The sequence below is a fragment of the Mycobacterium senriense genome (assembly GCF_019668465.1).
Classification (GTDB): domain Bacteria; phylum Actinomycetota; class Actinomycetes; order Mycobacteriales; family Mycobacteriaceae; genus Mycobacterium; species Mycobacterium senriense.
In genome coordinates this window covers 3,468,517-3,491,217 of record NZ_AP024828.1, presented here as the reverse complement: position 1 = coordinate 3,491,217, position 22,701 = coordinate 3,468,517, and the positions used below count along the sequence as shown (strand labels likewise).

The 22,701-nt window shown below is 65.5% G+C and carries 21 protein-coding genes; 10 read left to right on the top strand and 11 right to left on the bottom strand.

Annotated elements, in window-relative coordinates:
• Positions 1–15: 15 nt before the first annotated feature.
• Positions 16–1,638, bottom strand: a complete 1,623-nt coding sequence (locus MTY59_RS16760) for a flavin-containing monooxygenase (RefSeq protein WP_221042147.1) — start codon at positions 1,636–1,638, stop codon at positions 16–18.
• 154 nt (positions 1,639–1,792) lie between these two features.
• Between MTY59_RS16760 and MTY59_RS16755 the strand changes: the two genes are divergently transcribed.
• The 7 genes from MTY59_RS16755 (at position 1,793) to MTY59_RS16725 (ending at position 9,585) form a co-directional block, all read left to right on the top strand.
• The gene (locus MTY59_RS16755) at positions 1,793–2,800 is read left to right on the top strand and encodes a Rieske 2Fe-2S domain-containing protein (RefSeq protein ID WP_221042146.1); all 1,008 of its coding nucleotides are present in this window, start codon (positions 1,793–1,795) and stop codon (positions 2,798–2,800) included.
• Positions 2,797–3,426 (top strand): cysteine hydrolase family protein, encoded by a 630-nt coding sequence (locus tag MTY59_RS16750; protein WP_221042145.1) that lies wholly within the window; start codon positions 2,797–2,799, stop codon positions 3,424–3,426. Before MTY59_RS16755 ends, MTY59_RS16750 begins: the two co-directional genes overlap by 4 nt.
• Positions 3,423–4,043 (top strand): PaaI family thioesterase, encoded by a 621-nt coding sequence (locus MTY59_RS16745; protein WP_221042144.1) that lies wholly within the window; start codon positions 3,423–3,425, stop codon positions 4,041–4,043. The genes MTY59_RS16750 and MTY59_RS16745 overlap by 4 nt, the downstream gene beginning before the upstream one ends.
• 8 nt (positions 4,044–4,051) lie before the next feature.
• Positions 4,052–5,704, top strand: coding sequence for an acyl-CoA synthetase (locus MTY59_RS16740; protein WP_221042143.1), 1,653 nt, complete (start codon positions 4,052–4,054; stop codon positions 5,702–5,704).
• A 284-nt stretch (positions 5,705–5,988) separates the two neighbouring features.
• Positions 5,989–7,197 (top strand): cytochrome P450, encoded by a 1,209-nt coding sequence (locus tag MTY59_RS16735; RefSeq protein WP_221042142.1) that lies wholly within the window; start codon positions 5,989–5,991, stop codon positions 7,195–7,197.
• Positions 7,198–7,219: 22 nt separating this feature from the next.
• On the top strand, positions 7,220–8,434 hold the full coding sequence (locus MTY59_RS16730) for a CaiB/BaiF CoA transferase family protein (RefSeq protein WP_221046481.1): 1,215 nt from the start codon (positions 7,220–7,222) through the stop codon (positions 8,432–8,434).
• Positions 8,431–9,585: a thiolase family protein gene (locus tag MTY59_RS16725; RefSeq protein ID WP_221042141.1), complete on the top strand. Its 1,155-nt coding sequence runs from the start codon at positions 8,431–8,433 to the stop codon at positions 9,583–9,585. The genes MTY59_RS16730 and MTY59_RS16725 overlap by 4 nt, the downstream gene beginning before the upstream one ends.
• Before the next feature lie 154 nt (positions 9,586–9,739).
• Here the strand turns inward: MTY59_RS16725 and MTY59_RS16720 are convergent, their stop codons facing one another.
• Genes MTY59_RS16720 through MTY59_RS16695 form a run of 6 tightly spaced genes read right to left on the bottom strand, consistent with a single transcriptional unit; the run spans position 9,740 to position 16,544 of the window.
• A complete protein-coding gene (locus MTY59_RS16720; RefSeq protein ID WP_221042140.1) occupies positions 9,740–10,939 on the bottom strand; it encodes an acyl-CoA dehydrogenase family protein in 1,200 nt (399 codons plus the stop codon).
• On the bottom strand, positions 10,940–11,986 hold the full coding sequence (locus tag MTY59_RS16715) for an acyl-CoA dehydrogenase family protein (RefSeq protein WP_221042139.1): 1,047 nt from the start codon (positions 11,984–11,986) through the stop codon (positions 10,940–10,942).
• 2 nt (positions 11,987–11,988) lie between these two features.
• Positions 11,989–12,819 carry an amidohydrolase family protein gene (locus tag MTY59_RS16710; RefSeq protein WP_221042138.1) on the bottom strand — a complete coding sequence of 277 codons (831 nt, stop codon included), beginning with the start codon at positions 12,817–12,819 and terminating at the stop codon, positions 11,989–11,991.
• Positions 12,816–14,435, bottom strand: coding sequence for an acyl-CoA synthetase (locus MTY59_RS16705; protein WP_221042137.1), 1,620 nt, complete (start codon positions 14,433–14,435; stop codon positions 12,816–12,818). Before MTY59_RS16705 ends, MTY59_RS16710 begins: the two co-directional genes overlap by 4 nt.
• 31 nt (positions 14,436–14,466) lie before the next feature.
• Positions 14,467–15,669 carry an amidohydrolase family protein gene (locus MTY59_RS16700; RefSeq protein WP_221042136.1) on the bottom strand — a complete coding sequence of 401 codons (1,203 nt, stop codon included), beginning with the start codon at positions 15,667–15,669 and terminating at the stop codon, positions 14,467–14,469.
• A gap of 29 nt (positions 15,670–15,698) precedes the next feature.
• Positions 15,699–16,544, bottom strand: coding sequence for an enoyl-CoA hydratase (locus MTY59_RS16695; RefSeq protein ID WP_221042135.1), 846 nt, complete (start codon positions 16,542–16,544; stop codon positions 15,699–15,701).
• 344 nt (positions 16,545–16,888) lie between these two features.
• Between MTY59_RS16695 and mbp1 the strand changes: the two genes are divergently transcribed.
• Positions 16,889–17,128, top strand: coding sequence for a microaggregate-binding protein 1 (mbp1, locus tag MTY59_RS16690; protein WP_221042134.1), 240 nt, complete (start codon positions 16,889–16,891; stop codon positions 17,126–17,128).
• Positions 17,129–17,189: 61 nt separating this feature from the next.
• Here mbp1 and MTY59_RS16685 read toward each other — a convergent pair whose 3' ends face one another.
• Positions 17,190–18,206 (bottom strand): dihydrodipicolinate synthase family protein, encoded by a 1,017-nt coding sequence (locus MTY59_RS16685; RefSeq protein ID WP_221042133.1) that lies wholly within the window; start codon positions 18,204–18,206, stop codon positions 17,190–17,192.
• Between the two features lie 42 nt (positions 18,207–18,248).
• On the bottom strand, positions 18,249–19,046 hold the full coding sequence (locus MTY59_RS16680) for an SDR family NAD(P)-dependent oxidoreductase (protein WP_221042132.1): 798 nt from the start codon (positions 19,044–19,046) through the stop codon (positions 18,249–18,251).
• A 192-nt stretch (positions 19,047–19,238) separates the two neighbouring features.
• On the opposite strand from MTY59_RS16680, the gene MTY59_RS16675 reads away from it, so the two are divergent.
• Positions 19,239–20,051 (top strand): TetR/AcrR family transcriptional regulator, encoded by an 813-nt coding sequence (locus MTY59_RS16675; RefSeq protein ID WP_221042131.1) that lies wholly within the window; start codon positions 19,239–19,241, stop codon positions 20,049–20,051.
• Positions 20,052–20,070: 19 nt separating this feature from the next.
• On the opposite strand, the gene MTY59_RS16670 is transcribed toward MTY59_RS16675, so the two are convergent.
• Positions 20,071–20,979 (bottom strand): enoyl-CoA hydratase/isomerase family protein, encoded by a 909-nt coding sequence (locus tag MTY59_RS16670; RefSeq protein ID WP_221042130.1) that lies wholly within the window; start codon positions 20,977–20,979, stop codon positions 20,071–20,073.
• Positions 20,976–21,671, bottom strand: coding sequence for a hotdog family protein (locus tag MTY59_RS16665; RefSeq protein ID WP_221042129.1), 696 nt, complete (start codon positions 21,669–21,671; stop codon positions 20,976–20,978). The genes MTY59_RS16670 and MTY59_RS16665 overlap by 4 nt, the downstream gene beginning before the upstream one ends.
• 198 nt (positions 21,672–21,869) lie before the next feature.
• Between MTY59_RS16665 and MTY59_RS16660 the strand changes: the two genes are divergently transcribed.
• Entirely contained in the window at positions 21,870–22,691 is an 822-nt protein-coding gene (locus MTY59_RS16660) for an enoyl-CoA hydratase/isomerase family protein (RefSeq protein WP_221042128.1), read from the top strand.
• The last annotated feature ends 10 nt before the right edge of the window (positions 22,692–22,701 follow it).

Sequence of the window (22,701 nt, the reverse complement as noted above, 5' to 3'; positions counted from 1 at the left end):
GCTCACCTTCGCCAGCTATGCCAGTTTGAAACCGGTGTATCCGCCGGCCGCGACTTCGTCGCAGCGGCGCCGGTATTCCGGTATTCCGCCGGTATAACCCATGTACATCCGTTTCTTACCGGGCACGTTTCCGCCGTTGTACCAGGAGTTGCACGACGGGTGAACCAACACCGTCGGCGCAACCAGCGCGGTGGCGTGATCGATCCACTCCCGCTGAGCGGTGCTCAACGCCTCAATGGTGCGAATGTCGTTGGCGCGCAGATACGCAATGCAGTCACCGATCCACTCAACATGCTGTTCGAGAGCGGCCACGAAGTTCGTGGCCGCGCTCGGGCTGCCCGGTCCTTGCACCGTGAACAGGTTCGGGAAGCCGGCGATTGCGAGGCCCAGATACGATAGCGGCCCTTCGGTGGCCCAGAATTCGCCCAGCGACATTCCGTCACGACCGCGCACGTCGATCCGGCTCAGCGCACCGGTCATGGCGTCGAACCCCGTGGCGTAAACGATGATGTCGAGTTCGTGCACCCGGTCCTCGGTGCGGATGCCGATTGGTGTGACCTCGCGGATCGGCGACTTGCGCAGATCGACTAGGGTGACGTTGTCCCGGTTGAATGTCTCGTAGTAACCCTGGTCGATGATCGGTCGCTTGCACGCAAAGGGATGTACCGGCACCAACGACGCCGCGGTGTCCGGGTCTTTGACGATCCGGGCCACAGCTTCGCCGTACAGTGTGGCGGCCATCCGGTTGGCCTCGATGTCGAAAAAGATGTCGCCCCAGTTCAATGCCCCCATCACGCCGTTCTCTTCGATGGCACGCAGCTGTTCCTCGCGGGTCGCGGACTTCAACGGCGGGCTGCCGAGCATCTCGAGCAGGACGGAGAAGGCGCTCAAGCGGGCTGCCCCGATCGGGTGGGCCCGCTGAGCCGCCCGGATGTCGCCGTAGCGGGCCTTCATGTCGTCGAGTTCGCCCGGTTCGAAGCGGTGCACCCGCCAGGGCAGGGTGTATGCGGGCGAGCGCTGAAACACCGAGAGGTGCAGCGCTTCTCGGGCAACCACCGGGATGAGCTGAACGCCGGTCGAGCCGGTGCCGATGACGCCGACGCGCTTGCCGGTGAGGTCGACGCCGCCCTCGGGCCATCGGCTGGTGAACAGTGAGGTCCCGGTGAAGGTGTCCATTCCGGAGATGTCGGGTTCGAGCGGCACCGACAGGATGCCGGAGGCGGCGACGACGAATGGCACCCGGAACGCATCGCCGGCTTCGGTGCCCACCAGCCACACGCCGGCTTCTTCGTCGAACGTCATCGCGACGACCTTGGTGCCGAATTGGATGTCGCGCCGGAGGTCGAGCCGGTCGGCCACGAAATTCAGGTAGGCCTCGATCTCGGGTTGGGCCGGCATCGACTCGGTCCAAACCCACTCCTGCTGAATATCCTCGGAGAAGCTGTAGGAGTATTCGATGCTCTCGATATCGCACCGCGCACCCGGGTACCGGTTGAAAAGCCAGGTGCCACCGACGTTTCCGGCCATCTCCAGCACTCGGGTGCGGATCCCGAGTTGCCGTAGCCGATGCAGCATGTACAACCCGGAGAATCCCGCACCGATGACGAGCACATCGAAGGAGTTATCAGCTTCAGCCATCTTCACCACCGGTGATTTTCAGGATGGTTCGGGCGAGGTACAGGCTCTTGATCCGCCACGAACCATCCCGCCTCTCCCTTGCCGCTTACGGACCTGTCTGCTGAAATCTATACTGTAACGGGCTTAGTATCTATCCGGAATCGAGAGGCTTTTCGTGAAAGTCCCATTCACCTGGAAAGTCACCGGCTGGTTCATGGTCGGGTGGTCTCCGGAGTTTCCCGTCGGCGAGGTTCGGCCGCTGCACTATTTCGGTGAGGATCTGGTGGCCTACCGGGATGAGCACGGTGAGCTGCGCGTCTTGGAAGCACATTGCAAACACCTGGGCGCGCACATCGGGCACGGCGGCAAAGTGGTCGGCGACTGCGTCGAGTGCCCGTTCCACGGCTGGCGCTGGGGTCCGGACGGCACCAACCGATACATCCCCTACCAGCCGGACCGGCCCAACCGCGGGTTGCGCCTCAAGGTGTATCCCGTGCAGGAGCAGTACGACTGCGTCTTCATCTGGCACCACCCCCACGGCAAGGAGCCGCAGTGGGAGATGCCCGACATCTTCGGTAAGTTCCCGCAGTTCGAGACGAACCCGGCGGCGTATTACCGGGCCTATCCGGAGTTTTCCCGGCGCGCGCAGCGCGAGCCGGTGCATCCGCAGATCGTCGCCGAGAACGCCCCCGACAGCGCGCATTTCGAGTACGTGCATCACGCTACCGTGACGCCCAAGGTGCTGGACTGGAAGATCGTCGACCAGGAATGGCAGTTCGTCGCGGGCTGGCCGGACGCGCGCAGCGACAACCCCGAGGACCTCGCGTTGCGGTTCCACAGCCACCTGTTCGGCCTCGGCGGAGCAATCAGCGTCTTCGAGGGCGCGCAGAATCATCGGCTGATCTTCACCTGCACACCGGTCGACGACGAGTGCTCGGACCTGTTCTACTCGATCTGGTGGCCGCGGGTCCCCGGCGATACCGCGGACGTTCCGGAAGGCAAATTGCGCGACGTCATCGAGAAACAATTCCTGTCCACCGTGTTCGACGATCTGCAGATCTGGCGCTACCAGAAGTACGTGGAACACCCCGCGTTGTCGAAAGTTGACGCGAAAGGCTATATGGCGCTGCGGAAGTGGGCGACACAGTTCTATGACGTCGCCCCGGTGGGCGCCCCCGCATGACGGACCGACTGGCCGGTCTGGCCGCACCCGAACACACCGCGATCGTCACCCAGGAGTGCCAGGGCGCGGTGATGGGTCCCGACGCGGGGCTGGCGATGCTCGCCGAGGAGGCCCGCCGCGAGGCGCTGCCCAACATCGCGCGTCTACTGCCCGCGGCCCGCGCGGCCGGAGTGCGGGTCGTGCACTGCCTGGTGCAGCGGCGACCCGACGGGCTCGGCTCCAACCACAACGCGAAGATCTTCGCGTTGGGCGGCGGCAACAGGGTGGACATCACACCCGGCACGCCGGGTGCCGAGCTGCTGCCCGAATTGGGGCCGGAGCCTTCGGATTTGGTGTTGCGCCGGTGGCACGGCGTGGGCCCGATGGGCGGCACGGACCTGGACTCGGTGCTGCGCAATCTCGGGGTGTCGACCATCGTCGTGGTGGGTGTTTCGCTGAACATCGCGATTCCCAACCTCGTCATGGATGCCGTCAATGCCGCCTACCGGGTGGTCGTCCCCCGCGACGCGGTGGCCGGCATACCCGCCGACTATGGTGCAGCGATGATCGCCAACACCCTGTCGCTGCTGGCCACGATCACCAGCACCGACGAGCTGCTCCGGGCCTGGGACGCAGGAATGCGATGACCGAAACTGCGCCGGAAATTCGAGGCGGATTCCCCGACGTCAGACCCGTCGAGGACGCGCCCGCGGAACTGGGCCCGTTCGTCGCCGCGCTGCGCCGGCTGCAGGACCTGACCGTGTCGACCAAGCCCGACCCCGCGCTGTGGGCCGCTGCGACCACCCACCTGGAGAACGCCTGCGCGCTGCTGGACGGCCACCAAGTGCCCGAGACCGAGGCGGTGGCCGGCCGGGTGCTGAGCCTGCCGGGGTTGGCCCATCCGCTGATACCGCCCTGGATGGTGACCGAGTCCGGTCCCGACGGCGTACGGATGACCGGTCATTTCAGCACCGCCCACATCGGTGGGAACCGTGCCGTGCACGGCGGCATGATCCCGCTGTTCTACGACTGGCTGTTCGGCATGGTCGTGACGACCGCGGACATCCGGCCGACGCGCACGGCCTACCTGCACGTCGACTTCCGCAGCATCACCCCCATTGACCAGCCGCTCACCGCCCACGGCCGCATCGCCAGTGTCGACGGCAGGAAGGTTTTCATTGACGCTACTATGATAGCCGCCGATGGAACCTTGCTCAGCCAAGCCAACGGCCTGATGGTTCGTTTGTTACCCCACCAGCCGTGAGAGGCACGATGTCCGACACCACAACAACATTCACGGTTCCGGCCGTCGCGAAGGCCCTCGCCGCCGCGATCCCCGATCGGGAGCTGCTCATCCAGGGGGACCAGCGCCTCACCTACCGGCAGGTGATCGAGCGCTCCAACCGGTTGGCCGCGTACCTGCACGCGCAGGGATTGGGTTGCCACACCGAGCGCTCGGCGCTGGGCGGCCACGAGGTAGGCCAAGACCTGCTGGGACTGTACGCCTACAACGGGAACGAATTCGTCGAAGCGTTGCTGGGCAGCTTCGAGGCGCGGGTCGCCCCCTTCAACGTCAACTTCCGCTACGTGAAGAGCGAGCTGCAATACCTGCTGGCGGATGCCGGGGCGACCGCGCTGCTCTACCACGCCGCGTTCGCGCCGCGGGTGGCCGAGATCCTGCCGGATCTGCCACAGCTACGCGTGCTCATCCAGATCGCCGACGACTCGGGCAACGACTTGCTTGACGGCGCAGTCGATTACGAGGCCGCCCTGGCGTCGGTGTCCCCGGAGCCGCCGCCGGTTCAGCACTCCGCCGACGACTTGTACGTGCTGTACACCGGTGGCACGACGGGCATGCCGAAGGGCGTGTTGTGGCGCCAGCACGACATATTCATGACGTCCTTTGGCGGCCGGAATCTGATGACCGGCGAGCCGTCCAGCTCCCTTGAGGAGATCGTCGAACGCGCCGCGTCGGGCCCGGGCACCAAGCTGATGATTCTGCCCCCGCTGATCCATGGCGCCGCCCAGTGGAGTGTGATGACCGCGATCACGACGGGGCAGTCCGTCGTCTTTCCGACGGTGGTCGATCACCTGGACGCCGACGACGTGGTGCGCACCATCGAGCGGGAAAGAGTCATGGTGGTCACCGTGGTGGGCGATGCGATGGCGCGCCCCTTGGTCGCCGCGATCGAGAAGGGGATCGCCGACGTGTCGTCGCTGGCGGTCGTCGCCAACGGCGGTGCGCTGCTGACCCCGTACGTCAAGCAACGCTTGATAGAAGCGCTGCCGAACGCCGTTGTGGTCGATGGCGTCGGCTCGTCGGAGACCGGGGCGCAGATGCACCACATGTCGACGTCGGGAGCGGTGGCCACCGGCACGTTCAACGCCGGGCCGGACACCTTCGTGGCGGCCGAGGACTTGACGGCAATCCTGGAGCCGGGCCACGAGGGGATGGGCTGGCTGGCGCAGCGAGGCTACGTTCCGCTCGGCTACAAGGGCGATGCGGCCAAGACGGCCAAGACATTTCCGGTGATCGACGGCGTCCGGTACGCCGTCCCCGGTGACCGCGCGCGCCACGGCGCCGACGGCTCCATCGAATTGCTGGGCCGGGATTCGGTGACCATCAACTCCGGCGGCGAGAAGATCTTCGTCGAGGAGGTCGAGACGGCCCTCGCGTCGCATCCCGCGGTGGCCGACGTGGTGGTCGCCGGTCGGCCGAGCGAGCGGTGGGGCCAGGAGGTCGTCGCCGTGGTGGCGCTCGCACCGGGAGCCGGCGCCGAGTCCGAAGAACTGGTGGCGCACGCCGCGCAGACCCTGGCGCGCTACAAACTGCCCAAAGCGATCGTGTTCCGTTCGATCATCGAGCGGAGTCCGTCGGGTAAGGCCGACTACCGGTGGGCGCGCGAGCAGGCGGTCAGCGGCTGACCGGGTACGCGGGCCGGTTGGCTACGGCCGGGAAACTGACCGACTCGCGCTGAGCCGGCGGCCGTTGCGGGCCTTCGCTATTCGCATCATCACGTCGGCGCCCAGCCACAATGACCGGCCGAACGGCGGCGCCGCGTTCGGGAGTGTGCTCATGAATCACCTTCGGTGTCCGCACCGGCGAGCTGTCTCGCGTGGTCATGCCCATATTGCCTACTGTAATAATTACAGTACGATCTTACGAAGTAAGTGTTCGATCGTGCTGGGATCAAGATGCTGGAGATCAGGTGACGACCAACGTTCACACCGCCGCCGGTGCCGGCGACGAGACCGTCAGCCTGCGTGACCCCTACCCGTTCTTTGCCCGCAAGCGGCGGGAGGCCGGCGTGTTCGCGGGCACGGTGATGGACTACTCCAAGACGCCGGAGTCCCTGCTGCCCAAGCAGGAGTTCTCGGCGATGTCGTTCGACGCGGTCAACACGGTGTTCAGGGACGGCCGGGTGTTCAGTTCCAAGCCGTACGACAAGACCATCGGCCTGTTCATGGGGCCGACGATTCTGGCGATGGAGGGCAAGAAGCACCGCGAGCACCGCAACCTGGTCTCCGCGGCGTTCAAGTCCAAAGCGCTGGCCCGCTGGGAGCCCACCATCGTGCGGCCGATCTGCAATGGCCTGATCGACGAGTTCATCGAGACCGGGCGCGCCGACCTGATCCGGGACTTCACCTTCGAGTTCCCCACCCGCGTCATCTCCAGGCTGCTGGGACTGCCGGCCGACGACCTGCCGATGTTCCGCAAGCGCGCCGTCCAATTGATCAGCTACCACGTCAACTACGAAGGCGCCTTCGAGGCGTCGACCGCGCTCAAGGACTATTTCCTCGAACAGATCGAACAGCGCAGGTCCAAGCCCACCGAGGACATCATCGGCGACCTGGTCACCGCGGAGATCGACGGCGAAAAGCTCACCGACGAAGCCATTTACTCGTTCCTGCGGTTGCTGCTGCCCGCCGGCCTGGAGACCACCTACCGCTCGTCGGGAAACCTGCTGTATCTGTTGCTCACCCATCCGGAGCAGTTCGCCGCGGTGCAGGCCGACCGCGAGTTGCTGGCGCCGGCCATCGAGGAAGGGCTGCGCTACGAGACACCGCTGACCGTCGTGCAACGCTTCACGACCGAAGACACCCAGGTGGAAGGTGTGAAGATTCCGGCTCGTTCGGTGATCGGAGTGTGCATCGGTTCGGCGAACCGCGACGAACGACGCTGGGAACGCTCCGAAGGGTTCGACATCTTCCGCAAGCACGTGCCCCACATCTCGTTCGCCGCCGGTGAGCACACCTGCCTGGGTCTGCATCTGGCGCGGCTGGAAACGCGCGTCGCGATGGAATGCCTACTGGACCGGCTGACCAATGTCACCTTGCTGACCGACGATGACCCACACATCCACGGTCAGCCGTTCCGGTCGCCGAATGCGCTTCCGGTGACGTTCGACGCGAAGTAGGGTCGGCGAAATGGTCAAAGTCATGACGGGCTTTCGGGTCCTGGAACTTGCGCAGTTCACCTTCGTTCCTGCGGCGGGAGCCATCCTGGCCGACTGGGGAGCGGACGTCATCAAAGTCGAACACCCGGCGCGCGGCGACACCCAGCGCGGTTTCCTGAATATGGGTGGCATTCAAGTCGATCCGGAACGACACCCGCTGATGGAACATCCCAACCGCGGCAAACGCAGCGTCGGGATCGACGTCTCCACGCCGGGCGGGCAGGAAGTGATCTACGAGCTGGCCAAGACCGCGGATGTGTTCCTCACCAACTACATGCCCGCGCAGCGCCAGAAGCACAAGTTCGACGTGGAGCACATTCGCGCGGTGAACCCGAACATCGTGTACGCGCGCGGCTCGGCCTACGGCGACAAAGGGGCCGAGCGTGACACCGGCGGCTATGACGGCACGGCGTTCTGGACGCGCAGCGGCATCGGGTACGCCCTGACCCCCGAGGAGCTGGGCGGCGCACTGGGGCAAGGCATTCCCGCATTCGGCGATTCGATCGGCGGCATGTTCATCGCCGGCGGCATCTCGGCCGCGCTGCTGCATCGCGAGCGCACCGGCGAGGCCGTCGAACTGGACGTGTCGCTGCTGAGCACGGCCTGGTGGGCGGCGGGCGCCAGCGTAACGCAGGGCATGGAGACCGGCGAGGTCATGCGCACGCCCATGCCGGGTTCGGGTGCGCCCTCGGTGAATCCGTTCATGGGCAACTACGAAACCTCCGACGGCGGCACCATCAACCTGTGCATCATCAGCCCGACCGGGCTGATCCGCGACACGTTCGAACACCTGGGCATTCCCGAGGCGGCCGACGATCCCCGCTTTTCCGACGTGCTCCCGTTGATCCAGAACGCCGACGCCGCCGCCGATTTGATTTCAAAGGCTTTTGCCGGCAAGCCTTTTGACTACTGGCGACAGCACCTCAAGACCATGAAGGGTCAGTGGGCGCCGTTCCAGAGCCTCATCGACCTGGTGCACGACGAGCAGGCGATCGCCAACGACATGATCGCCGAGGTCGAGCTCGCCGGCGGTGGCAAGCCGTTCCGCGTGGTCCGCGGCCCCGTTCAGTTCAACCACGAACCGTTGACCACGACGCGGGCGCCGCAGGCCAGCGAGCACACCGAGCTGGTCCTGATGGAGCTCGGCATGGACTGGGACCGGATCGAGCAACTCAAGGATGCGGGAGCCATTGCGTGACCCCCAATAACGATGTGGCCATCATCGGCGTGGGTTTACACCCGTTCGGGCGCTTCGAGGGCAAGTCGGCGATGCAGATGGGCGTCGACGCCATTCTCGCCGCGGTCGCCGACGCCGGTATCGGTTGGCGGGACGTCCAGTTCGCCACCGGCGGGAGCTGGACGGTGGCCAACCCGGACGCGATCGTCGGCATGGTCGGCCTGACCGGCATCCCGTTCACCAACGTGTTCAACGCATGCGCGACCGCCGCCAGCGCCGCCAAGGCATGCGCCGACGGCATCCGGCTGGGCGACTACGACATCGGGATCGCCATCGGACTGGACAAACACCCGCGCGGCGCATTCACCGAGGACCCCGCGCTGGTCGGAATGCCGCGGTGGTACGCCGAGAACGGGCAATATCTGACGACCCAGTTCTTCGGCATGAAGGCCAACCGCTACCTCCACGATCACGGCATCTCCCAGCAGACCCTGGCCAAGGTCGCCGCCAAAAACTTCCGCAACGGGGCCATCAACCCCAACGCATTTCGCCGCAAGCCGATCTCCGAAGAAGACATCCTGAACTCGACGATGCTGAATTATCCGCTGACCCAATACATGTTCTGCGCGCCCGACGAAGGCGCTGCCGCGGTGATCATGTGCCGAGCGGACATCGCGCACCGCTATACCTCCAAGCCCGTCTATCTGCGGGCGGTGGAGGTGCGTACCCGCCGCTACGGGGCCTACGAGGTCAACACCACCTGCGCGCCGGTCGAAGAAGACATGGCCCCAACGGTTTACGCCGCGCGGACCGCGTTCGAGAAGGCCGGCGTCGCGCCCGACGATGTCGACGTGATCCAGTTGCAGGACACCGACGCCGGTGCCGAGATCATCCACATGGCCGAGTGCGGGTTCTGCGAGCACGGCGATCAGGAGAAGCTACTGGCCGACGGCGCCACCGAGATCAACGGCGCGATGCCGGTCAACACCGACGGCGGGCTGATCGCCAATGGCGAGCCCATCGGCGCCTCCGGCCTGCGGCAGATCCACGAGATCGTGCGCCAACTCCGCGGTGAAGCGGGCGAGCGGCAGGTGCCCGGGAGCCCGAAGGTGGGATTCACCCAGCTGTACGGCGCACCGGGCACCGCCGCGGCGACCATCCTCACGACCTGAGTTGCGTCGAGTGTGAACCCTTGGCTTTCAGTGTGATTCCTGGGCGACGACACGCCGACGAACCCCGCCGTCAGCTCACACCGAAAGCCATGGATTCACACTCGTGTTCGCCGGCCGACCCGAACACGCCTGCGCCGGCATGCGCTCCCCCGCGCTAGGACGCTTTCTGCGCGACCGGCGCGTACGCGGGCTTGCCCAGGCCCAGCACGTACTGCGCGATCATGTTGCGAAACACCTCGAGTGTGCCGCCATAGATCCCGACCAGCGGGGCGAACCGGTACACGTACTCCGCGGCCCCGTTGTCGGCGGCACCGTCGGTGCCGAAGGGCAGCGTGGCCGCGGTGCCGAGGATGTCCATCAGGTCCGGGGAGATGTCACGCATCGTCTGCGCCAGGGCGACGCGCCCGAAGATGCTGGGGGCGCTCAGCGACGCCTCCATCCGCGCGGCGCTGCGCCCCAGGCGATATGCCACCGCCGTGTCGTCAATCAGCCTGCGCCCGTTTGGATCCCGCTCCGCGACTCTGGCCGCGGCCTTGTCCAGGGCATCGGCCATGAAACCGGCCTGGTGCATCATGATCGACACGTCCTGCAGCCCGTCCGGGGCGGCGACCACCGCGCCGTGCTCGGTGTTGAGGGGTTCACGCAGCACCGTCCAGCCCGCATTCACGTCACCCAGGCGGTACTTGTCGTCGACGCGAACGTCGCTGTAGTAAACGATGTTGGTGCGGTCACCGTCGACGGTGCGGATGCCCTGGATCTCGATGCCCGGGGAGTCCAGCGGGACCAGGAACATGGTCAGGCTCTTGTGCTTCTGGGCGTCCGGGTCGGTGTTGGTGATGAGGAAGACGTACTGGCAGTTGTGCGCTCCGGTGGTGAACATCTTGGAACCGTTGATTACCCAGCTCGACCCATCCGCTTCCCGCACCGCGCGGGTCTTGCAGGTGGCGATGTCGGACCCGCCTTCGGGTTCGGTGTAGCCCAGGCACAGCCGGACGTGCCCGCTGAAAACGCCCGGCAGCACTTCGTCCCGCAACTCGGCCGAGCCGAATCTCGCCACCGAACGGGCCACCATGGCGGTGGTACCCCAGGTCACCCAGGGTACGTGTGCGCGCCGCTTCTCCAGCTCCCAGATGCGGCGACGCAGCCGGCTGAAGCCGCCGTCGGCCTCAGGCTTCCATTCGCGCTCAAGGTAACCGGCGGCACCCAACGCCAGATGCACCGCTTCGTCGAAGTTGTCACCCGTCTCCCGGTCCCGGCGCTTGACGTCTTCCGTCACATGCGTGCGCAGGAAATCGCGCGCTTCGGAGAGGAAGCGCTGATCGTCGTCGGACAGCGTGACCCGTGAGAAGTCCACTTAGGCGCCCCTTCCACTTTCGCGGGCGGCGACCAGCTCGCCGATGTACTTGGCGCTGGCGCCGGGATCATCACCGGCCAGTGCCCAACCGCGGGCGCGCACCAGATACGCGGTCGCGGCGGCCTCCGCCGAAACACCGAGTCCGCCTTGGATATGCACCGCCATGGTCGCGGCCTTCGCCGCCTCCTCAGCCATGAACACGAACGCCGAGGGCGCCAGCTCCGGTCGCTCCTGCGGCTCGTTGTCCAAAAACCAGGCCGCGCGCCGCGCCAGGTTGCGGCCGCCCTGCACGGTGATCGCGATGTTGGCCAGCGGATGAGAGATGCCCTGCAGCGTCGAGATCGGCACACCCAGCGTGTAGCGGGACTTGGCGAACTCGGCCGCGATGGTCATGGTCTCCTCCACCAGGCCCACCAGCGCCGAGGCGCTCAGCACGCGCCACTCATCCAGCGCCCGTTGATATTGCGCCAATGCGCCGGATCCGCTGGCCAGCACGGTGCGGGTGTCGGCGGTCGCGGGGTCCACCCAGGCCATCGGCAACCGGCCGATGTTGTCCACCTTGGTCGGGCGCGTTCCGAAGGTCAGCGCGACGACGTCGTCGCCGTCGCGAACGATGATCTGGTCGGCAATCGACCCGGTGGGCAGGAGCCGGGCACCGGCCGCGCTGTCGTGCTGCGGATCGAATGCGGCGAGTCGCTTGCCGTGGACGACGTCGGGTTCGGCCGCGCCGAGCCGCGCCAGCAGCCGTGCGGTGCAGACCTGGTCGATCCACGGTACCGGCGCCAGCGACCGCCCGATCTCCTCGGCCACCAGCGTCAGGTCGACCATCGTCGCACCGTCTCCGCCCGCGGATTCCGGGACGGCCATCGTCGTTGCACCCATGGCGCACAACCGTTCCCACAGGTTCTTGTCGAAGCCGGTTTCCTCGGCGGCGCGCACGGTTTCGATCGAACAATGCGTCTTGAAGAAATCGCGGTAGGCGGCCTGCAGCGCCTCGTGATCCGACGTCAGGCTGTAGTCGAGCCTGCGTAGTTCATAGCGGTCCATCCTCAGCCTTCCTCCTGGCCACCGAAGAAGAATTCTTGGGCATTGTTGTAGAGATAGTTGTCGAGCACGTCGGCGGGCAAGTCGAGCGCGGCAGCTTCGGGAACGACGCGGTGCATTTTCAGCACCGGCCAGTCGGAAGCAAAGATGACCTTGTTCGGCCCGCGGGTCCGCATGTAGTGCAACAGGCTGTCCGGCAACCGCTTCGGCGACCACGCCGACGTCATCAACCGCAGGTTTTCGTATTTGATCAACAGCCTGATCGCGACGTCCCACCACGGGTCCGCGCCGTGAATCATGCACAGCTTCAATTCCGGGAATCGCACGCAGACCCGGTCCAGATGGATCGGATTCTGCACCTCGCCGGGGATGGGAGGCCCGGGGATGCCGGTGTTGATACACAGCGGCAGCTCGAGCTCGGCGCACTTGGTGTACAGCGGGTAATAGACGGCGTCGCTGGGCGGGTACTGACCATCGCCCCAAAAGCTCGGTCCCACAGCGGCATAGGCGACAGGCAGGTCTTTGACGACGGCCGATAGTTCGCGCAGGGACGGCATCGGGCGCAGCAGGTTCGCCCCGCCCATCGCCAGGGCGAAACGATTCGGCTTCTCCTCGACGAATTTGCGCGCGGTCACCGACGGCTTGGCCAGGTTGTCCATCAAGATCGCCTTGCGCACACCTCGGGCGTCCATCTCCTCGAGCAACTTCGACAACTCGACCGGGGCGAACATGGACTCCGGGCCCTTGAAGTAGTCGTCACGCACCTTGAGCATCCAGGTCGGCTGCTGCTCGGTCTCGCCGAAGTGCACGTTGACCAGGCAATCGATAGCTTTCATGTCGACATCGGCGCCCTTGCTGTCGCGTGACGTTTCGCCCAACGGTAATCGGCCTTGCCGTTGCCCAACCGCTGGACCTGCTCGACGACGAGGAACTCCTTGGGCGCCTTGAACCGCGCCAGTCGCGACGTGCAGAGTGTGTGCAACTCCTCGGCGGCCGCGGCGGCCCCATCACGGAGTTCGACGAGGGCGACGAGTTCTTCGCCCCACCGCTCGCTGGGCCGGCCGACCACCAGCGCGTCGGCGATCGCCGGATGCGCGCGCAGCACCTCTTCGACCTCCTCGATGAAAACCTTTTCGCCGCCGGTGTTGACCACCAGCGAGTCGCGGCCGTACAACCGCAACGACCCGTCGGGTTCCAGCCCGGCCCGGTCACCGGATATCACCACCCGCTTGCCGTCGATCTCGGGGAAGGTCTTGCGGGTGGCTTCGGGATCGTTGAAATATCCCAACGGTATTCGTCCTGCCCGGGCGACCCAGCCCACCTCCGACTCGCCGGGGGAAAGGAAGTGGCTGTAATCCTCGGACAGCACCAACCCGCCCTCGCGCAGTGTGAAGGTGTCGGCCTGGGTGCCTCGCCTGCTGTGGCCGAAGCCCATGTTCCCCGTCTCCGATGAGCCGTAACCGTTGATGAGGGTGATGTGGGGCAGCAGTTCCAGCAAGGCCTGCTGATATTTCGGATTGGTCGCGGCACCGCCGGTGCCGATGGCGTACAACGACGACAGCTCGTAGGAGCCACCCTGCAACTGCGCCACCAGCGGTGCGGCGTAGGCGTCCCCGACCATGGTCATCATGCCGACCTTCTCACGCTCGGCCGTCTCCCAGACGCCGTGCGGGTCAAGTCTTTTCGAGGTGTCGTAGAGCACCACGGGCGTGCCCGCCATGATCGCCGCGAACGCCGTCCACATGCCGGCCGCATGCATCAGCGGCGAGACAGCGAACCACGGGGCACCGGCGTCGCCCCGCACCTTGTCGTGGATCTCCCGGGCGCAGGCGTGGTCGGCCCCCACCATCGAGGACACGTAGATGTCGGACTGTCGCCACAGCACGCCCTTGGGCCTGCCGGTCGTGCCGCCGGTGCAGATCATCAGCACGTCGTCCGGGGACGGTGTCCCGCCATGGTCGGTATCCCCCTGCGCCAGTGCGTCTTCCAACGACGCCGCGCCGGGTAACTCCGGGACGTCGCTTCCGTCGTCGACCGACACCAGCACGTCAACGCGCGTCAGCACGTCGGCGAATTTTGCGCCCAAGGCGCGGTGGTAGATGACCGCTCGGGGTTTCACGTAGTCGAGCAGCTCGCCGACCTCGCGCGGCGTGTAGTTGTAGTTGATGTTCACCGGGACGGTGCGGGCCTTGAGGCAGCCGATGACCATGTCCGGGTACAGATCGTTGTGCATGACCAGCGCGACCCGGTGCTGCCCGCATTCCCAGTTCTGCAGAGATGCGCGTTCCCGGTGCGCACCTAACCCGTGGCCTGCCAGGAAATTCGCCAGCCGTCGGGTGCGCTCTGCCGACTCGCGGAAAGTACTGCGGCGGCTGCCGCACACCGTCATCGTCCGGTCTCCGATGACGTCGGCGATTTCGTCGAGAACCGCCCCTATGGTCCATTCGCTCACGGGCGTAGCCGGCCTTGGGTAATCAAGTCGATCAGGCAGCCGAGCCGACTTGGACGCCAAGGAGGTCTAGCGCGTTGTCGCGCATAATCTTTCGAACGTCGGACTCGCTGAAGCCTTTCAGCTCCTCGGCAAACGATACCGGCGCTTCGAGGCCCTCTCCGTGCGGCCAGTCGGAACCGAACAGAATCTTGTCGACGCCGATGGCCTCGGCCAGCTCCGCCAGGTCGTCCTCGTAGTAAGGGGCGACCCACACGTTGTTGCGCAACTGCTCCACCGGGTCTTCGGGGAAGAACCGGGGCTGGGTGTTCGCCGCCTTCTTCAGGCGCTTGATCAGCCGGTGCACGAAGTAGGAGCCGTTCTCGATGCTGACCGCCTTGAGTGTCGGATGACGGGTGAACACCCCGTGCACGATCATCGAGGCCATCGTGTCGTGGATCGCCCGGTCGTCGAGTAGCACCTGATCCAGCGGATCCTTGGCACCGAAGCCTTCGAACGTCGCCTTGCCGCCCCACGCCGCCGCGATGTGCAGATAACCGCTGTCGGACAGGTGGAATCCCACCGGCACCCCCGCCTCGGCCAGCCGGGCCCACACCGCGTCATGGCTGGGATCACCCAGCGACCGGGGTTTGACCAGGCCGGGCACCGGCGCCGGCCGAACCAGCACCAGCTTGGCGCCGCGCGCCAACACGAACTCGACCTCTTCGACCGCCTTGGCCGGGTCGGCCAGCGAAATGATCGGCGCGGCAATGATTCGGCGATCGGGCCGGGCGAAGCCCCAGTCCTCGTCGAGCCACAGATTGAACGCATGCACCGAAGCCATCGTCGCCTCGATGTCGTGTTTGAGCGCCTCCTCGACCCCGCACCCGAAGGTCGGCAGCATGAACACCGTCTCGATGTCCTGGGTGTCCATCACCGTGATCCTGGCGTCGCGGTTCTGATACTCGGGATGGTCCGCCAGCCGTTCGACCTTCATCAGCGAGGCCGGGTCGACGCCTTCGGGAATCTCGCCGCGGAACAACAGATCGAGGCAGCCCGGCACGATGATCGGGTCGAAAGTGGGGTTGGGGATGAAGTGGTTGACGCGATCCCCGATCACGGCCCAGGTCCGCTTGCCCTCATTGACCATCTGGACGCCGCGCCGTTTGAACCTCTTGTCCAGGTGGCGGGTGAAGGAGTCCAGCGGCTCGTAGTAGTGGTTGTCAACGTCGATCGCCTGGTAACCCAAGTCGGCCATAATCATCCTTTCCGCCATACCGGCGAACACTAAGCGTCGGTCGAATCGAGCGACGGGAATTGCGGCGGCCGCTTTTCGAGAAAACTCGTGATGCCCTCGATCACGTCCGGGCGCGGCATGGCCTCGTGCAACAAAACTTCGGCGAGCGAATTGGCCTGTTCGACGCCGCGGGTCGCGTCGCCGTAGACCTGCCTCTTGATCACGGCCATCGACGCCGGGGAGCAATTCGCGGCGATGTCCTCGGCGTAGTCCAGGGCGCGTTTCATCAGACTGTCCGGAGCGACAACCTCTTTCACGAGGCCCAGCTCGGCCGCCTCCTCGGCGAGGAAGGTCCGCCCGCTCAGCAACAGATCGAGAGCCACGCCCCAGTTGGTCAGCCGCGGCAGTATCCAGGAAATCCCGAATTCCGCGATCAGACCGCGGCGCGCGAACACGGCGCCGAACTTCGCGCCGGCGGCCGCGAACCGGACATCGCACATCAGCGCCTGGGTCAACCCGATGCCGACGCACGCACCGTTGATGGCCGCGATGACGGGCTTGCGCAGCGTCGTGACGAAATGGGGCGGGCGCTCCCCGACCAGGTCGGCCAGGTTCGTCTGCGCCGCCTTCTCCATCGTCTCGCCGTAGCTGGGTGCCGAACTCGGCGCGCCCAAATACGCGCCGGCACAAAACCCCCGGCCCCGTCCGGTCAATATGATGGCCCGGACGGCCGGGTCCTGCTCGGCGCGGTCGATCGCCGCATAGAACCCGGCGGCGATGTCGGGGCCCCAGGCGTTGAGTCGATCCGGGCGGTTGAACGTCAGAGTTGCAACACCGGTTTCAGTGGTCTCATACAGCACCGCCTCATCGGTGACCACATGGTCGGCGGCGCTCATCGGACCCGTCCCCTCATAGCCGATCAACAGGCGAGTTTGTACCCATACTGTATACCTATCGGTACCGCATTCCACAACCGGCGCCGTCGGGGGGTGAAACCCCGGCTAAACTGCGCTTTCGGGCGCCGAACCTTCGCTTTAGCCACCCACGGATGGATGGCCCGCCGAACAACGAATTTGACGGCGCCGTAACCGAACGCCGACAACTCTTTTTCCTCCCACAAACCGGCCGCGACGTGGCAAGACTTAATTCTTGTGGTGTGGGACACGTTGGAGCCACGTTTGCGTCTGTCGGGCGATCGGGAAACCCAGTACAAGCCAGCCGACAATGGGAGGTAGATGCAATGGTTGACGTCAAGAGCGGTCCGATCGAGCTCGTTCGAGGCATCGTCGAAGATGCCCTGGGCAAGACCAAGCAGGTCATCGGGATCATCATCGGCAACGACGGCCTGATCGACGAGGGCAAGGCTCAGCAGGACAAGGCGGACGCGCAGCGCAGCGCCGGCAAGAAGGAAGCCGCTGCTGAGAAGGCCCGCGGCAAGGCGAAGGCCTACGAGGAGCGTGAGCGGGCCGAGCAGAACTAGACGGCCAGCTAATGGAGCGGGCCCGGTCGCCGACCGGGCCCGCTTCGCTGTGTAATTCCCTCTACTGCAACACGGTTTCTAGAAGGCCCAGGCGCTGGTAGGCGTTCTCGATCTGGGCCTTCGCCGCGGCGGGCAGCTCGGCCTGCGGGGGACGGGAGTGCGGATACGCCCCGATTGGCAGGCCAAGCAGCGACGCGGCGTACTTGAACGCGCCGCCCCAGTGCGTGAAGTAATCCGCTCGCCCCGGGTAGCACGTCCACCAGGATCCGATGTCGAGATCGAACTGGTCCAGGCCGGACTCGCGGCCGTAGTCCATGGCCTCCACGAGCTTGTCGCTGCGCACCAGCTCCCAGTATTCGGAGAACAGGCGTCGCGTGGGCGTTTCGAAAAGGTAACCCGCGGTGCCCAATTGCGCCGGGCAGACGATTCCGTCGCGCAGCCACCCGGCCCGGTACACCGTCTTGTCACATTCCCACACCGCCAGACCGGGCGCCAGTTCATGCAGCATCCGGCTGCTCGCCGGCCGGAAGGCGCCCTCCTTGGTGGCACACACCGCGGGAACCTCGTGGTAAATCCGGGCACTTTCGGCCGGTGTCAACACATAGCCGGACGAAGGCGAATTGAACATGCCCAACGCGATATTCGTGCGCGCCGCCACGTATTCGAAGAAGCGCAGCACGCCGTCGCCGCCGTGTGCCTCCATCATCGGCGTTTGGATGTAGGCGATGTCGGCGCCCGCCTCCTGGGCGTGCACCGTCAAATCCACACAGTCCTTGGCCGACATGGCCGCCGTGCAGGCCTGTACCACCACGTCGGGATTGATGCTGCGCGCCTCGTCGACGGCCACCTCCAGCAGGCGTTTGCGCTCGTCGAGGGTCAGCGACCAGAACTCCGCAATTCCGCTGGTGCACCACAACATCGGATGCCCGAGATCGCCCACGCAGTAGCGCACCAGCGTCCGGTACGCGTCCCAGTCGATGTCATCGCCGTCGGTGCCGCAGAACGGGGTGTAAAGGGAATCACCGATCCCCCGCAACGCGCCGGGCGCCCACGCACGCGCCTCTGCTGCCGTAGCCATGGTCGACTCCTCTTGTCTGCCAATCGATTTCTTGAACCAAGATCAGGTGAAGTCTGAGCCGCCATCGACGTTGATGTTGGCTCCAGTCATGTAGGAGTTGCGGCGCGAGGCCAGGAATGCGGCGACCGGGCCGATTTCGTCCGGCAGGCCCGCACGCGGCATGTGCGCAGGATGGCCGAAATGCTTGGCGATGGCCTCCATCAGAGCGTAGGGGTCGTTGCCGTCGACCCCCACCGAATTCGCCCACCCGACCAGGGATTCCGACGCGATGCTGCCGGGCGATACCACGTTCACCAGGATCTCGTCCTTGGCCAGCAGCAGCGACAGGTTCTTCGAAACGCTCGTCAGCATCGACTTGGCCGCCGTGTAGGCCGGCAGCATGACGCTTTGCCGCTGAGTCGAGTGCGCCGAGAAGGTGACGATCCGGGCCCATTGCGCCTTGCGCAACAGCGGAAGCGCGGCACGCACGCAGCGCACCATCCCCAGCACGCCGTCTTCGACCGACTCGCGCCACTGGTCGTCGGTCAGATCTTCGAACGTGCCCGCGGCGCCAGGCCCCACCGTGATGACCAGTGCGTTGAGTTCGCCGTCCCATCGCTTCGCGAGCTCGCCGAACACCACGCCGACCGCATCGTCGTCCCGGATGTCGGCGGCCAGTCCGACCGCCTCCGGGCTGCCGCGCCGGGTGAGATCGGTCACCGCCGCATCGAGGGCGCCTCGGCTACGCCCGACGACCGCCACCCTGGCGCCTTCGTCGGCAAAGCAGCGCGCCGTGGCCAATCCCATCCCGCGGCTACCGCCGACTACCACCGCAGTGGCATTCGCCAGCCCTAGATCCATCGCTTTACCCGTAGCTCTAGTCTGGTCATTTTCGCCTGTCCAGCCGATTTACCAAAAAGCCTACGATAGGTATTACAGTAGCAGAGGAAGAATGCGACACGAAGGCGTATACGCAGGTCAGATAAGAAGTGCCGGTAAATTCGATATTACCGGCAGCACGGCTGCCAGACCGCATGCACGAAACAGATTTTGATGGAGGTGCCCGTAGTGGCAAGACAGGCAACCGCCGATAAGCGCCAGCGACGCGAACGCGGGTCCATCAATCCCGATGACATCATCAGTGGCGCATTCGAACTCGCGGAGCAGGTGTCGATCGACAATCTGAGCATGCCGCTGCTCGGCAAACATCTCGGTGTCGGTGTGACGAGCATCTACTGGTACTTCCGCAAGAAGGACGACCTCCTCAACGCGATGACCGACCGCGCCCTGAGTAAGTACGTCTTCGCCACTCCCTATGTCGAGGCCAGCGACTGGCGCGAGACGTTGGCCAACCACGCGCGATTGATGCGTAAGACGTTCATGGGCAACCCAATTCTGTGCGACCTGATTCTGATTCGGGCGGCCCTTTCCCCGAAGGCGGCGCGGATGGGTGCTCAGGAGATGGAGAAGGCGATCTCCAACCTGGTGCAGGCCGGCCTGTCGGCGGAGGACGCGTTCGACACCTACTCGGCGATTTCGGTTCACGTGCGCGGGTCGGTGGTGCTGCAACGGCTCTATGAAAAGAACCAGTCGTCCGACGTCGGCCCCCGGGCCATCGAAGACGCCGTGTCCATCGACCCGGAGAAGACCCCGCTCCTCGCTCAGGTGACCGGGATAGGTCACCGCATCGGCGCGCCCGATGAAACCAATTTCGAGTACGGCCTGACCTGCATTCTCGACCACGCCAGCCGGCTGATCGAAGAGCGAAAGGGAACGAAAAGTGGCAAGGCGGCGCCGTCACGACAGCGCAAGCCGACCAAGTCGGCTACCACTCGGAGCCGGACGAAGGCGGCGGCGGTCCGCTAACCCCGCTCGAAATGGCTTCTCAGCCTTCGGGTTCCGGTACGTGGAAGTGCTCGTCGCGTAACCGAAAAGCCTCCCTGGCGCCGTGCTGCGCACGGGTTTTGATGAAGTTGAATTCGTCCGGCCCGAATTGCAGATTTGTGCCGAAGGCGTGGAACAGATAGCTGGCGACCTCTTCGCCCTGGTACGCCTGGCTCTGTTCGACGAGCCGGAATGCCTCCTTGGCGATCACGACCCCGTCGGCGGGCATCTTCGCCGCCTTTTCGGCCCAATAGCGTGCCCGAGCCGTCACCGCGCCGGGCGCGCAGGTGTCGGTGAAGATTCCGAGGTGTTCGATCTCAGCCGCCTCGATGATGTCGCCGGTCAGCAGCAGGCGCCGGGCCAGCACCGGCCCGAGCCGGTGAAAGAACATGTGCAGGCTGCCGAGCGCGGGTCCGAGGAAACGGGTTGCCGGCATGCCGATCTTGGTGTCGCGCGCGATGACCGAGATGTCGGTCATCAACGCCATCTCGAAGCCGCCGCCGAGGGCGTAGCCGGCGATCTCCCCCACCGTCACCTTCGGGAAGCCCATGAAATTGTGATAGAAGCCAAAAGACTTGCGGTCCACGGAAAGTCGCCGGCGCTGGCTGGGGCGGCGGTTGGCCGCCCGGTCGTCGGCGGCTACCTGGCTCTGTGGCGCCGAGGCGCCGTACCAGCCGTAGGCGTTGTTCATGTCGGCTCCGGTGGAAAACACCCCCTCGGCACCGCGCAGTAACACCACTGTCAGGTCGTCGTCCTCGGCCACCCGGTCCAGGCAACGGGCGACTGCCTCACGCATCGACGCGTCATACGAGTTCCGTTGCTTGGGATTGTTCAGCGTGATGGTCGCGATGTGCCGATCGGGATCGACGTCGAAGAGCACCCGATCGTCTGAGCTGCTCGAGGCGGTCATGTATCGGACTCCTTTCGGCGCCTGCCGAATCGCGATCCGGCAAGCTTCTCGGGCCGTGACGCCAATGTGTTGACCTCGCCGGTACACAGGACGTCGTCGTCGAGAAACAGCCGCCCGGTCGACGTGATGCCGCGCTCACCCTCGGAGCGGGTGATGTCGAATCGCAGCTCGGTCAGCACCGGCGTCGGGCGGCGGAAGGTCACCACCAGGGATCGGGTCTTGCCGGACATCCCGGTGACACAGTTGTGGTGCTGTATGACGCAGTCGAAGAACACGCCCACGAATCCGCCGTGCACCAGCCCCGGCGGCCCCTCGTAGACCAGCGGGAACTCGACACTGCCCGTTGCGTTCTCGGCATCTAATCGGTCGAACCGGTATTCGGGAAAGCACGGGTTGTACGCACCGATGTCGGTTGCGTGGTTGAGGTAGACGCGGCGAGGATCGTCGGGCAGTTCGCCGATGCGCGGCGCGTTGTCCGCGGGCGCCGCGGCCGACAGCTCGCCCTCCCATTCGGCGAACTTCTGCAGCATGGCGTCGACCGCGCGGTGCGGGTGCTCGAGGGAGACCAGCAGCGAGCTCAGGCGCCGCATGGCGGCAGCTGCGGCGACGGTCTGGGCGAGCGGCGCCTCGCCGAATCTGGCGTCGCCGTTGCCCGTCGACGCGGGCGCGGCATGCCCCTCCGACAAAGTCATCTGCGCCACTCCTCTCCCCCGCAAGCGGGAGGTACCCCCACATCGCTGCGCTCCGCATCGTCGCCGGCGCGGCCATGGGTCTCTGTTTCACCCCGGGTTGTTTCGCAGGCAGCGTATCCTTGCTAACTTATACAGCGTATCAATCGTATTGCCTACTGTATGGGTAACCGTATCGGCGAAGAAAGGCCGGATTCGACGGTGAGTCAGGGGGCCGACACGGCCGGTGCCGAGGGTTCGGTAACAGTGCACCGCGACGGCGCGGTATTACGGGTGACGATCGACCGTCCATCCCGGCGTAATTCGTTGACGCAGTTAATGATCGGTAATCTGGTCCAAACACTGACCGATGCCGGCGCCGACGATTCGCTGCGAGCCGTCCACATCCGCGGCGCGGGCGACGACTTCTGCGCCGGCGCCGACTGGGTGGCCGCAAACAATCCGGGCGGGCAGCGTCCCCGCACCGGCGATCTGGTCCGACGGATCCCGCACGCCGCGCACCGGGTGATCGAGCTCGTGGCGACCATCCAGTTGCCGGTGGTGTGCAGCGTGCGGGGCTGGGCCGTGGGATTCGGCTGCAACCTCGCGCTGGCCGCCGACTTCACCGTGGCCGCCGACGATGCGGTGTTCTGGGAGCCCTTCATCGACCGCGGGTTCAGCCCGGACTCCGGATCCACCTGGTTACTGCCCCGGCTCGTCGGCATGGCGCGGGCCAGGCGCATGCTGCTGCTCGGCGAGAAGGTGAGCGCGCCGGATGCGGCCGATTGGGGATTGATTCACCAGGCGGTGGGCACACCCGACCTCGACCACGCCGCCGAGGAGTTGGTGCGCCGACTGGCCTCCGGACCGACGGCCGCAATCGGCCTGGCCAAACAGGCCCTGAACTTCGGCCAGCAAGCAACGCTGAGCCAATCGCTGACCCAGGAGCTGTTCAACCTGGAACTGTCCTGCCGGACAAGCGATTTCAAGGAGGGCCTGGAGGCCTTCCGGCAGCGACGCCCACCGAAATTCGATGGCCGATGATCGAAGGGAT